We start from the raw sequence: 12,190 nt of genomic DNA, 5'->3' as shown, positions 1-12,190 counted from the left end.
CCTGTGGGGCGTTACATGCATTGACCATTCGATGTCATCTCACGCAGCATGGGATGCGTTGTGCTTCACATCCGGCGGCAATGCACCTCACCCACTTGCGCCGGCCTCTTTGTCCCACCCAATTCGAAGGAGCGATCCCATGTTCAAGCTGCAAACCACCTCTGCACTGGCCCTGGCCAGCATCCTGTCCCTGGCCAGCCTGGCGGCCTCCGCGCAAACCGCGGCCCCGGTCGAACGTGGCGCCAGCACGCCGCACATCGCGCAAAAGCAGGACCGCCAGCAACAGCGCATCGACAAGGCTTCTGCCAGCGGTGGCCTGAATGCTGCCGAGACGAATCGCCTGGACAAGCAGCAAACGCACATCAGCAACCTGCAGGACAAGGCCGCGGCCGATGGCACGGTCACCGCCAAGGAGCGCAGCCGCGTTCGCGCCGCCGAGCGCCGCACCAACCACCACATTGCCCGCCAGGCGCACGACGGCCAGACCGCCGCGCCGGCGACCACCCCGCAACAGTGATCCTCCCAGGGCCCTGCTGGCCACCCGCCGGCATCCGCGCTGACTGAGCCCCAGCGCCGGTGTCGTCGGTCCAGGCCTGAAGCCTCCGGTTGATCTCGCTGCAGCCCGCCTCGGCCTCGTGCCCCGGCGGGCTTTTTCGTTTTGGCGACTGGCTTGCTCAGCCCTCGCCGGGCTCGCTGCTGTCGTCGTCGCCGGCTGCGTTGCGCCATTGCAGTGCCAGCGTGTAGAGCGCGTTGCGAGAGGTGCCGCTCAGTTCGGCCGCCAGCGCCACGGCCTGTTTCAGTGGCAATTCCCGCAGCAGCACCTTGAGCTGCCGCTTGGCCTCGGCGGGCAGGCCATCGTCGCCGTCCTGTTGCACCGCGGGCGGGAGCGGGTGCAGCACCAGCGCAAACTCGCCCTTGAGGCGCTGCGCATCCGCTGCCAGCCAGGCCGGCAGCCTGGCGGCGGGCGCACTGTGAATCTGCTCGAACTGCTTGGTCAGCTCACGGCACAAGGTGACCTTGCGCTCCGGGCAGCGCTCGGCCAGTGACGTCACCAAGGCCTCGATGCGGTGCGGCGCCTCGAACAGCACCGTCGCGCCGGCCTGCTGCAGCAACAGTTCCAGCGCCGCCTGGCGATCGCCACCCTTGGCCGGCAGGAAGCCGGCGAAGTGAAAGCCCACTGCGCCGCTGTGGCCCGCCAGGCAACCTGCGGCGCTCAAGGCGGTGACCACGCTGCTGGCGCCTGGCAGCGGCATCACGCGGTAGCCGGCGGCTTGCGCCTGCGCCACCAGCACCGCGCCGGGGTCCGACACGGCCGGCGTGCCGGCGTCGCTGACATAGGCCACGCGCTCGCCGCGCGCCAGGCGTTCCAGCACCTTGGCCGCGGCGCTCTGCTCGTTGTGCTCGTGCAGCGCGATCAGCGGCTTGTCCAGCCCGAGGTGGCGCAACAGCCCGCCGCTGACCCGCGTATCCTCGCAGGCCACGGCGTCGGCCAGCGCCAGCGTGTGCATCGCACGCAGGCTGAAGTCGGCCAGGTTGCCGATGGGCGTGGCCACCACGTACAGCGTGCTGGCCGGAAAGCTCTGGCCGCCGGCGGCGGCCGCTGCGGCTTGCAGCAAATGGGCGGATGAGGAGGGGGCGGACATGGGGTTCTGGAAACGCGCTGTGGCGGTGGTGCCTGCCGCAGCGGCCGGGGGCACCGAGGGCGAGGTGCCCTCCGGTGTGCAGGCCGAAGACCAGGCGCTGGCGCATCTGCAGCGCCATGGCCTGAAGCTGGTCGAACGCAATTATCGGCTCGCCCGCGGCCCTTCTCGGCGGGCCGGCGAGATCGACCTGATCCTGCGCGACCGTGACGGCACGCTGGTCTTCGTCGAAGTGCGTGCGCGCCGTGGCAGCGCGCATGGCGGCGCCGCGGCCAGCGTCACGCGCACGAAGCAGCAAAAGCTCATCTATGCCGCGCGCGCCTACCTGCTGCAATTCGCCACCTTGCCACCGTGCCGTTTCGATGTGGTGGCGATCGACGATGGCCGCATCGAGTGGCTGAAAGCCGCCTTCGACGCTGCATGAATCGCCCGCTCGCCGTCAGTTGCAGGGAACTCCTGGCGCCGGCCAGCACCCAAGCGGTAGCCGGATCGGGTCACGCCCGCGGCTTATCATCGGCGCCCATGCTTGAAGCTCGCATCCAGCACCATTTCTTCGAAACCGCCGACCTGCTCAACCAGGTTGCCGAAGCCCTCTCCCGCCCCATTTCCGAGGCCGCGCAAGCGGCGGTCGGCTGCCTCACCGCAGGCGGCAAGCTGCTGGCCTGTGGCCAGGGGGCGGACGCTGACCTGGCCCAGTGGCTGTGCGCCGCGCTGATGCTGCGCTTCGAGCGCGAGCGGCCCTCGCTGGCCGCAATGGCCCTGGGCCCGGCGCTGGCCAGGCCTTTGGGCGGTCAGGCCGGTCCGGCGCCGGAGCTGCTGCTGGCGACGCAGATTGGCGCACTGGGCCAGCCCGGCGACCTGCTGGTGGTGTTTGCCGGCCTGCTGTCCACGGACCCGGCGCTGCATGCCGCGGTGCGGGCCGCGCACGACAAGGACATGAGCGTGCTGCTGCTGACCGGCGGGGACCCTGGCCCCTGGCCGGACCTGCTGGCCGAGACCGACGTCTGGATTCCAGTGGCCAGCCCGCGCGCGCCGCGGGTGCGCGAGCTGCACCTGATGGCGTTGCACACGCTGTGCGATGCGATCGACATTCAACTGCTGGGCGAAGACGAGCCGGCCTGAGCCGCGCCACCGTCGCCCGATCCCGGCCCTGTGGGCCCGTCAGAACCCGAGTTCACATGCCTGCTGTTTTCACTCCCCGCCGCCTTGCTTCCCTGACCACGCTGCTGGCCGCCACCACGCTGGCCGGCGCTGGCCTCAGCGCCTGCGTGCCGCTGATGCTGGGCGGCGCCGCCGGCGGCGTGCTGCTCTACACCGACCGCCGCACCTCCGGTGCGCAAGTGGAGGACGCGGCCATCGAGTCCAAGGCCGCGCGCAAGGTCAGCGCGGTGCTGGGCGACCGCGGCCACGTCGGCGTGGTCAGCTACAACCGCTGGGTGCTGCTGACCGGCGAAGTGCCGAACGAGGCCGACCGTGCAGCGCTGGAGCAAGCCGTGGCCGGCATCGAGAACGTTCGCTCGGTGACCAACGAAACCGCGGTGATGGGCAGCAGCTCGCTGACCTCGCGCTCGAACGACCTCATCGTCACCAGCAAGGTCAAGGCGACTTTCGTCGACGCGGGCGACGTGCAGGCGAATGCGTTCAAGGTGGTCACTGAGCGCGGCATCGTTTACCTGATGGGCCGGGTTACCGTCGAGGAGAGCGACCGTGCGGCCAACCTGGCGCGCGCCATCAGCGGTGTGCAGAAGGTCGTGAAGGTCACCGAGACCATCACCGAAGAAGAACGCAAAGCGCTGCAGGCGCGCTGAGTGCTACCGCCGCCGCAGCGGCTGGGAACTGCTCAGCCGCGCAGCCGGCGGATCAGGCTGGACGTGTCCCAGCGCTTGCCGCCCAGGGCCTGCACGTCGGCATAGAACTGATCGACCAGCGCCGTCACCGGCAGCCTGGCGCCGTTGCGGCGGGCTTCGTCCAGCACCAGGCCCAGGTCTTTGCGCATCCAGTCGACCGCAAAGCCGAACTCGAACTGACCGTCGACCATGGTCTTGCCGCGGTTGTCCATCTGCCAGCTCTGGGCCGCGCCTTTGCCGATCACGTCCAGCACCTGCTTCATGTCCAACCCGGCCTGCTGGCCGAAGGCAATCGCCTCGGACAGGCCCTGGACCACGCCGGCAATGCAGATCTGGTTGACCATCTTGGCCAACTGCCCGGCACCGACCTCGCCGACGCGGGTCACCGCGCGCGAATAGGCCATGGCCACCGGCTGCATCGCGTCGAACGGTGCGGCGTCGCCGCCGCACATCACCGTCAGCAGGCCGTTGACTGCGCCAGCCTGGCCGCCCGAGACGGGCGCGTCGACAAACTGCAGGCCCAGCCCGAGCGCCGCTCGGTGCAGTTCGCGCGCCACCTCGGCCGAGGCGGTCGTGTGGTCCACGAACACCGCGCCTTCGGCCATGCCGGCGAATGCGCCGTCAGCGCCCAGCGTGACCGAGCGCAGGTCGTCGTCATTGCCCACGCAGCAGAACACGAAGCTGGCGCCGGCCGCTGCTTCACGCGGCGTCGGCGCGCTGCGGCCACCGTATTCCGCTACCCATGCCGCTGCCTTGGCCGCGCTGCGGTTGTAGACCGTCACCTGGTGGCCGGCGCGTTGCAGGTGGCCGGCCATCGGGTGGCCCATCACGCCCAGGCCGATGAAGGCGACGGTTTGCGACGGGGTGGCTTCGTAGGTCTTGGTCATGATCAGACGATCGTCAAATGTTCGGTGCCGGCAGAGAGGTCACTGACCCGTGCGCGGCTGCTGTTGAGCTTGATGTTCAGCCGCAGGTCGTTGACCGAGTCGGCGTTGCGCAGCGCATCCTCGTAGTTCACCGCGTGGGCCTCGTACAGGTCGAACAGCGCCTGGTCGAAGGTCTGCATGCCGAGTTCGCGCGAGCGCTTCATCAGCTCCTTCAGCTCGCCCACCTGGCCCTTGAAGATCAGGTCGGCCATCAGCGGCGTGTTCAGCATGATCTCCACTGCAGCGACCCGGCCCTTGCCTTCCTGGCGCGGGATCAGCCGCTGCGAAACCATCGCCTTCAGGTTCAGCGACAGGTCCATCAGCAGCTGGTCGCGCCGCTCTTCGGGGAAGAAGTTGATGATCCGGTCCAGCGCCTGGTTGGCGCTGTTGGCGTGCAGCGTGGCCATGCACAGGTGGCCAGTTTCGGAGAAGGCGACCGCCAGCTCCATCGTCTTGCGGTCGCGGATTTCGCCCATCAGGATCACGTCAGGCGCCTGGCGCAGGCAGTTCTTCAGCGCGACCTCCCAGTCGTTGGTGTCGATGCCGACCTCGCGCTGCGTGATGATGCAGTTCTTGTGCGGGTGCACGAACTCGACCGGGTCTTCGATCGTGATGATGTGGTCATAGGCGTTTTCATTGCGCCAGTCCACCATCGCCGCCAGCGAGGTGCTCTTGCCCGAGCCGGTGGCGCCGACCATGATGACCAGCCCGCGCTTGGTCATCGAGACTTCCTTCAGGACCCGCGGCAGGCTCAGCTCGTCGATGGTCGGCAAATGCGCCGGAATCGTCCGCAGCACCATGCCCACATGGCCTTGCTGCAGGAAGGTGTTGACCCGGAAGCGGCCGATGCCTTGCGGCGAGATCGCGAAGTTGCACTCCTTGTCGCGCTCGAAGTCCGCCGCCTGCTTGTCGTTCATGATGGCGCGCGCCAGGGCCAGCGTGTGCGCGCCGGTCAGTGGCTGCGGCGAGACCTTGGTGACCTTGCCGTCGACCTTGATCGCCGGCGGGAAGTCGGCGGTCAGGAACAAGTCCGAGCCATTGCGGGTGACCAGCAGGCGCAGCAGGTCGCTGACGAATTTCGAGGCCTGATCGCGTTCCATGGGGCGGGGTCTTTCGAAGGAGGAAAGAAGGAGGAAGGGTCTGCTGGCTGGGGTGTCTGTCGCGGGCTTCAGTCATGGGTGCCGCGGGTCAGCAGCACCGACAGGCGCGCACTGACCTGGCGCAGCCGCAGCGACAGCCGCTTGGCAATCCAGGCCAGCAGCGAGGCCGCCAGCCGCGGCTCCTCGACCATCATGCGCTCCAGCGCCTGGCTGGGCAGCACCGCGAGCGTGACCGGCGTCAGCGCGGTGCAGGCGCAAAAGCGCGTGCCGCCGTCCAGCATCGACATCTCGCCCAGCAGGTCACCGGCACGCGACTCGCCGATGCGTGCCCGCGCGCCCGAAGGCTGCATGCGGTCCTCGGCGACCACGCCTTGCAGTACCACGACGAGGAAGTCGCCCTGCTCGTCCTGACCGATGATCTGCTTGCCGCTGTCCAGCTGCACGTATTCGAAATAGCCGCCCAGCACTGCCAGCTGCTCGGCGCCCAGCAGTGCCAGCGCACGGTCCTGGCCCAGCAGCTTGACCAGCGACAGCACGCCCAGCGAGCCGTCGTAGGGCTTGGCGTTCAGGTCCGGGGCACGCAGCGCCCACGGCACAAAGAGCTGCGTGTCCTGGTGGCGGTCGACAAACTGCGTGGCGTAGAAGCCCGAGTCGTCCTCCCGCGGCGCAGCCACCGGCTGGCGCGCACGGAAAAAGGCAAGAAGCCGCTTCACTGCCGCCGCTTTCCCGGCTCAGCCGGGGAAGTTCTCGGGGAACTTGGCCTTCACGCGGGCCTCGCTGCCAGACACGAGGTTGCGTCGCACCAAGTCGGCCAGGCATTGGTCCAGCGTCTGCATGCCCACGTTGTTGCCGGTCTGGATCGACGAATACATCTGCGCGATCTTGTTCTCGCGGATCAGGTTGCGGATGGCCGAGGTGCCCAGCATGATTTCGTGCGCCGCCACACGGCCCTGGCCGTCCTTGGTCTTGCACAACGTCTGCGCAATGATGGCCACGACCGATTCCGACAGCATCGCCCGCACCATGTCCTTCTCGGCCGCCGGGAACACGTCGACCACCCGGTCGATGGTCTTGGCGGCGCTGGAGGTGTGCAGCGTGCCGAACACCAGGTGGCCGGTTTCAGCGGCCGTCAGCGCCAGGCGGATGGTTTCCAGGTCGCGCAATTCGCCGACCAGGATCGCGTCCGGGTCTTCGCGCAGCGCGGCGCGCAGCGCGTTCGAGAAGCTCAGCGTGTGCGGTCCGACCTCGCGCTGGTTGATCAGGCACTTTTTCGATTCGTGCACGAATTCGATCGGGTCTTCCAGCGTCAGGATGTGGCCGTAGTGGCTCTCGTTGAGGTGGTCGATGATGGCGGCCAGTGTGGTTGACTTGCCCGAGCCGGTCGGCCCGGTCACCAGCACCAGGCCGCGCGGCTTGAGCGCCAACTCGGCGAAGATCGGCGGGCAGTTCAGCTGCTGCAGCGTCAGGATCTTCGACGGAATGGTCCGAAAAACGGCGCTGGAGCCGCGGTTCTGATGGAAGGCGTTGACCCGGAAACGCGCCAGCCCTTGCACTTCGAAGCTGAAGTCGCACTCCAGCGTGTCTTCGTACTGCTTGCGCTGGGTGTCGTTCATGATGTCGTACACCATGGCATGGACCTGCTTGTGGCCCAGCGGCTCCACATTGATGCGCCGCACGTCGCCATGCACCCGGATCATCGGCGGCAAACCGGCCGACAGGTGCAGGTCGGAGGCCTTGTTCTTGACAGAAAAAGCCAGCAGTTGGGTGATGTCCATGGTGGGTCGGTTCGCCTTGAAATGCGGGATGTGAACCGCTTGTATTCGGCTGATCAGCGGCCTGGTTTATCCTCGATCGACCATGGCCAGTATCGCTGAGAACATACTACAAGTCCGGGGCCGCCTGGCCCAGGCCGCCGCAGCCGCTGGGCGCGACGTGAACGATGTCCGTTTGCTGGCGGTGAGCAAGACTTGCGCCGCCGAAGCGGTGCGCGCGGCCCACGCGGCCGGTGAACGCGAATTCGGCGAAAACTACGTGCAGGAAGCGCTGGACAAGATCGCCGCGCTGGCCGACCTGCGCGGTGAGCTGCAGTGGCACCTGATCGGCCCGCTGCAGTCCAACAAGACGCGCGTGGTGGCCGAGCAGTTCGACTGGGTGCACACCGTGGACCGGCTGAAGATCGCCGAGCGGCTGTCGGCCCAGCGGCCGGCGCACCTGGGGCCGCTGAACGTCTGCCTGCAGGTCAACATCAGCGGAGAAGACAGCAAGAGCGGCATCGCCCTGCACGAGCTGGCGGTGCTGGCGCCTCAGGTTGCGGCCTTGCCGCGGCTGCGGCTGCGTGGCCTGATGGCGATTCCCGAGCCTGCGGCCGAGCTGCCGGCGCAGCGCTTGCCGCATCGCGCACTGGCGCAGGCGTTGGCCCGCCTGCGTGCCCAGGGCCTTGACCTGCTGGACACGCTGTCCATGGGCATGAGTGCCGACCTGGAAGCGGCGGTGCTCGAAGGCGCCACGCTGGTGCGGGTCGGCACCGCGATCTTCGGCGGCCGAGTCTGAAGCCTCAGCGCTTGGGCAGGTCGTCTTCGTCGAACAGCGCCAGCCAGTCGGTGTTCGGCGCTTCGACGTACAGGTCCTGCACCAGCAGCCCGCGCTGCAGATCGAGGCTGGAGTCGTGCCAGCCGCCGCGCAGCGGATCTTCCGCCGGCAGTCGCAAACCCGCTGTCGGTGGCACAGCGGCCGGCTGGCGCACGGGGCCCAGGGGCGGCACCCTCAGCATGGGCAGCAGCGGCAACAGGCGTTGGGCTGCCGCGCGTGGCGTGTTGAGGGCGCTGAACATGGGATCCTCCTCCTGGCTTTCGTTGGGCGTTGACGGCGGGTACTGCATGGGACGGCATCGTCCGGCAAGCAGCCTGCGCGCTCAATCGCCCTGGCGGGGGGGAAAGGGTCCGGCGGGGTCCCCCCAAAAGAGGGGTTTTCCGGGGCGCTATGGCGGGCGGTGCCCGTGCCGCCGCCAGAAGTTCGGTCAGAAGCTCAGCGAGGTGGTATTTTTCACTTCTTCCATGACCGCATAGGTGCGCGTCTCGCGCACCCCCGGCAGCGACCAGATCACATCGCCGACAAACGAACGGTAGGCCGCCATGTCCGACACCCGCGTCTTCAGCAGGTAGTCGAAGCCGCCGGCCACCAGGTGGCATTCAAGGATCTCCGGGCGCACCTGCACCGCGGCGCGGAAGCTGTCCATCACGTCGTGCACCGTGCGGTCCAGCAGCACCTCCACGAACACCATCAGCCCGGCGCCCAGCTTGACCGGGTTCAGCCGCGCCTCGTAGCCGAGGATGAAGTTCTCGCGCGTCAGCCGCTTGACCCGCTCCAGCACGGCCGTGGGCGACAGATGCACCTCTTCGGCGAGTTTCAGGTTGCTGATGCGCCCGTCTTTCTGCAGCACGCGCAAGATGCGCAAATCGATCTTGTCCAGCCCACGCTCGAGATCGATCGGTTCGAGGGTGGGCTTCATTCTTGAGAAAACTCCGTCATACGGTCAAAACTCCGAATCTTTACCGGGAATTGTCCGCATAAGCTGCGCATCCATCCAGTCAGGTTTTCTACTGCCTTTCACTGCCATGCACACCCCCACGCCGTTCCCCTTGCCGGCCCAGCGCCAGCGCTTGCCATTTCCGTACCAGCCCGAGGCGCAGGTGCTGGCCGCAGCGCGTGCGCGCGCTGATGCGGGGCTGGATTGGGCCGCCGTCACGGCGCGCGCCACGCCGTGGGTGTTGGCTGTGCGCGACAAACCGGCGCCGTTCTGGGCCATGGAGTCGCTGCTGAAGGAATACCCGATCTCCAGCGCCGAGGGCCTGGCGCTGATGCGGCTGGCCGAGGCCCTGCTGCGCGTGCCGGACGTGGAAACCGCCATCGCGCTGGCCGCCGACCAGCTCGGCCGGGCTGACTTCGACAGCAATGAAGGTCGCGGAGGCAGCGGCGGCCTGATGGCCAACCTGTCGGCCAGCGCCATCTCGCTGTCGAAGAAATTCCTGCCGGAAGCCGAGCAGGACAGCGGGCTGATCAAGCGCCTGGGGGCCCGCACCGTGGTCGCCGCCACCGTGCGCGCCATCCAGCTGCTGGGCCGCCAGTTCGTGCTGGGCCGCCACATCCAGGAAGCCATGGCCGAGGCCGCCAGCCAGCGCAAGGCCCAGCCCATGCTGCGCTTTTCGTACGACATGCTGGGCGAAGGCGCCCGCACCGAACACGACGCCGAGCGCTACCAGGCCGCCTACCTGAAGGCGATTGACGCGATTGCCACCACCGCCGGCGGCCGCGGCCCGGAGCGCAGCGACGGCATCTCGATCAAGCTCTCGGCGCTGTTCTCGCGCTATGAAGACGCACAGCGCGAGCGCGTCTTCGCCGAGCTGCTGCCACGCGTCTGGGCGCTGATTGAACGCGCCGCGCCGGCCCAGCTGAACCTGACCATCGACGCCGAAGAGGTCGACCGGCTCGAACTCTCGCTGGAGCTGCTGGAGGCACTGGCCGAACGCATCGCCCAGCACTACCCGCAGTGGCGCGGCTTCGGCCTTGCGGTGCAGGCCTACCAGACCCGCGCGCTGGCCGTGGTCGACGAAGTTGCCCGCATCGCCCGCGTGCATGGCCTGCGTTTCATGGTGCGCCTGGTCAAGGGCGCCTACTGGGACGGCGAGGTCAAGCGCGCGCAGGAGATGGGCCTGCCGGCCTACCCGGTCTACACCCGCAAGCCGCACACCGATGTGTCCTACCTGGCCTGCGCCCAGGCGCTGCTGGACCACCGCGAGGTCATCTACCCGCAGTTCGCCACGCACAACGCCGGCACCATCGCCGCGATCCAGCAGATGGCCATCGACGCCGGTGCCCAGCCCGGCGCCGACTACGAGATGCAGCGCCTGCACGGCATGGGCGACGGCATCTACCGTGAAGTCCTGAAAGATCCCAAGGCCGCCTGCCGCGTCTACGCGCCGGTGGGTGAACACCGCGACCTGCTGGCCTACCTCGTGCGCCGCCTGCTCGAGAACGGCGCCAACTCGTCATTCGTGCATTTGCTGGCCGACGCCGAGGTCTCGCCCGCCGAACTGCTGGCTTCGCCACTGCAACTGGCCCACCCGGCCACGCCGGAGGCCGGCCCCGTCGAAGGCCTGCCGCTGCCGGTGGACCTTTACGGTGCGACCCGCCGCAACTCCACCGGCGCCGACATCACCAGCCTGCCGCAGCGCGAGCCGCTGAGCGAAGCCGTCGCAGCGACCGTCGTGCCCGCGGTGCCCGAAGCCGGCGCCGCCGAGATCGATGCCGCAATGGCTCACCTGTCCGCCGGCTTCGCTGCCTGGTCCGCGCTACCGGTGGCCGAACGCGCCGCCATCGTGCGCCGCGCCGGCGATCTGCTGGACGCGCGCCTCGCGAGCTACTGCGGCCTCCTGGTCAAGGAAGCCCACAAGACGCTGGGTGACTGCGTGGCCGAGGTGCGCGAAGCGGTGGACTTCTGCCGCTACTACGCCGACCAGGCTGAAGCCGCGCTGGGCGGGCTCACGCCGATGCAGGGCCGCGGTGTGTTCGTCTGCATCAGCCCGTGGAACTTCCCGCTGGCGATCTTCGCTGGCCAGGTCGTCGCTGCACTCGTGGCAGGCAACACCGTTGCCGCCAAGCCGGCCGAACAGACCCCCGCCATCGCCGCGGCCATGGTTGCGCTGCTGCACGAAGCCGGCGTGCCGGCCGATGCGCTGGCGCTGCTGCACGGCCCGGGCGAAACCGTGGGTGCCGGCCTGGTGGCCGATGCCCGCACCGCCTGCGTGTGCTTCACCGGCTCCACGCAGGTCGCCCGCATCATCCAGCGCAGCCTCGCCGAAAAATCGGCGGTGACAGGCGGCGCACCGGTGCCGCTGATCGCCGAAACCGGGGGCCTGAACGCAATGATCGTGGACTCGACCGCGCTGCCGGAGCAAGTGGTCGACGCGGTGGTGCAAAGCGCCTTCCGCTCCGCCGGCCAGCGCTGCTCGGCGCTGCGCCTGCTGTGCGTGCACGAGGCGATTGCTGACGGCGTGATCGAGATGATCCGCGGCGCGATGGCCGAGCTGCGCGTGGGCGACCCGGCCGAGTTGCGCACCGACGTCGGCCCGGTGATCGACGACGAAGCCTTTGGCGGTATTTCGGCCCAGGTCCAGCGCCTGAAGCGCGAGGCCAAGTTGCTCGGCGAAACGGTGGTGGACGCCGCCGCCTTCCCGCGCCTGGTGCCGCCGGTGGCCTTCGAGCTGCCGGCGGTGGCCGCGCTGCAAAGCGAGATCTTCGGCCCGGTGCTGCACGTGGTGCGCTGGCGCGGCGAGCCCGAGGCGCTGGTGCGCGAGATCAACGCGCTCGGCTACGGCCTGACCTTCGGCATCCAGACCCGCATCGACAGCCGCGCCGAACGGCTCGCGGCGCTGGCGCAGATCGGCAATGTCTACGTCAACCGCAACATGATCGGCGCGGTCGTTGGCGTTCAGCCGTTTGGCGGCGAAGGCATGAGCGGCACCGGCCCGAAGGCCGGCGGCCCGCACTACCTGCTGCGCTTCGCGGCCGAACCGGGCAGCGCTGCCAGCCCGGCACCGGCGCCTGTCGTCGCGCCCGGCCTGTCGCTGGTCGCCACCGCGGCGCATGCGGCATTGAACCCGCCGTTGCAGGCGTTGCCC

Annotated in this window: 12 protein-coding genes and 1 pseudogene; 6 read left to right on the top strand and 7 right to left on the bottom strand. The window is 68.6% G+C overall.

Translation table 11 applies throughout. The features are described from left to right. Positions 1-139: 139 nt before the first annotated feature. Positions 140-517, top strand: a complete 378-nt coding sequence (locus ACAH41_RS13480) for a hypothetical protein (protein WP_325650181.1) — start codon at positions 140-142, stop codon at positions 515-517. A gap of 157 nt (positions 518-674) precedes the next feature. Here ACAH41_RS13480 and rsmI read toward each other — a convergent pair whose 3' ends face one another. Further along, complete coding sequence (gene rsmI / locus ACAH41_RS13475) at positions 675-1,643, bottom strand: 16S rRNA (cytidine(1402)-2'-O)-methyltransferase (protein WP_325650183.1); 969 nt, start codon at positions 1,641-1,643, stop codon at positions 675-677. Here rsmI and ACAH41_RS13470 point away from each other — a divergent pair. From ACAH41_RS13470 to ACAH41_RS13460, 3 genes are all read left to right on the top strand, one after another. Beyond that, the gene (locus ACAH41_RS13470) at positions 1,642-2,064 is read left to right on the top strand and encodes a YraN family protein (RefSeq protein WP_325650185.1); all 423 of its coding nucleotides are present in this window, start codon (positions 1,642-1,644) and stop codon (positions 2,062-2,064) included. The genes rsmI and ACAH41_RS13470 overlap by 2 nt on opposite strands. A 98-nt stretch (positions 2,065-2,162) precedes the next feature. Then, complete coding sequence (locus ACAH41_RS13465) at positions 2,163-2,762, top strand: SIS domain-containing protein (RefSeq protein ID WP_325650187.1); 600 nt, start codon at positions 2,163-2,165, stop codon at positions 2,760-2,762. Between the two features lie 56 nt (positions 2,763-2,818). Next, positions 2,819-3,448, top strand: coding sequence for a BON domain-containing protein (locus ACAH41_RS13460; protein WP_325650189.1), 630 nt, complete (start codon positions 2,819-2,821; stop codon positions 3,446-3,448). 32 nt (positions 3,449-3,480) lie between these two features. Here the strand turns inward: ACAH41_RS13460 and ACAH41_RS13455 are convergent, their stop codons facing one another. The 4 genes from ACAH41_RS13455 to ACAH41_RS13440 form a co-directional block, all read right to left on the bottom strand. Further along, a complete protein-coding gene (locus ACAH41_RS13455; protein ID WP_325650190.1) occupies positions 3,481-4,374 on the bottom strand; it encodes an NAD(P)-dependent oxidoreductase in 894 nt (297 codons plus the stop codon). A gap of 2 nt (positions 4,375-4,376) precedes the next feature. Further along, complete coding sequence (locus ACAH41_RS13450) at positions 4,377-5,513, bottom strand: PilT/PilU family type 4a pilus ATPase (protein ID WP_325650191.1); 1,137 nt, start codon at positions 5,511-5,513, stop codon at positions 4,377-4,379. A gap of 68 nt (positions 5,514-5,581) precedes the next feature. Beyond that, positions 5,582-6,226 carry a Crp/Fnr family transcriptional regulator gene (locus ACAH41_RS13445; protein ID WP_325650192.1) on the bottom strand — a complete coding sequence of 215 codons (645 nt, stop codon included), beginning with the start codon at positions 6,224-6,226 and terminating at the stop codon, positions 5,582-5,584. Positions 6,227-6,244: 18 nt separating this feature from the next. Further along, the gene (locus ACAH41_RS13440; RefSeq protein WP_141288132.1) at positions 6,245-7,288 is read right to left on the bottom strand and encodes a type IV pilus twitching motility protein PilT; all 1,044 of its coding nucleotides are present in this window, start codon (positions 7,286-7,288) and stop codon (positions 6,245-6,247) included. A gap of 82 nt (positions 7,289-7,370) precedes the next feature. On the opposite strand from ACAH41_RS13440, the gene ACAH41_RS13435 reads away from it, so the two are divergent. Next, positions 7,371-8,063: a YggS family pyridoxal phosphate-dependent enzyme gene (locus ACAH41_RS13435; RefSeq protein ID WP_325650195.1), complete on the top strand. Its 693-nt coding sequence runs from the start codon at positions 7,371-7,373 to the stop codon at positions 8,061-8,063. A gap of 4 nt (positions 8,064-8,067) precedes the next feature. Here ACAH41_RS13435 and ACAH41_RS13430 read toward each other — a convergent pair whose 3' ends face one another. After that, positions 8,068-8,343 carry a hypothetical protein gene (locus ACAH41_RS13430; protein WP_325650197.1) on the bottom strand — a complete coding sequence of 92 codons (276 nt, stop codon included), beginning with the start codon at positions 8,341-8,343 and terminating at the stop codon, positions 8,068-8,070. Positions 8,344-8,529: 186 nt separating this feature from the next. Further along, on the bottom strand, positions 8,530-9,021 hold the full coding sequence (locus ACAH41_RS13425; protein ID WP_141288129.1) for an Lrp/AsnC ligand binding domain-containing protein: 492 nt from the start codon (positions 9,019-9,021) through the stop codon (positions 8,530-8,532). 106 nt (positions 9,022-9,127) lie between these two features. Between ACAH41_RS13425 and ACAH41_RS13420 the strand changes: the two are divergent. Continuing rightward, positions 9,128-12,112, top strand: a pseudogene (locus ACAH41_RS13420) (L-glutamate gamma-semialdehyde dehydrogenase); the annotation flags it as partial. Positions 12,113-12,190: the final 78 nt, after the last annotated feature.

It is taken from the genome of Ideonella sp. (assembly GCF_041287625.1).
Classification (GTDB): domain Bacteria; phylum Pseudomonadota; class Gammaproteobacteria; order Burkholderiales; family Burkholderiaceae_C; genus Ideonella.
Note: the sequence above shows the minus strand (reverse complement) of the source record. Positions and strands in the feature narration are given on the sequence as shown.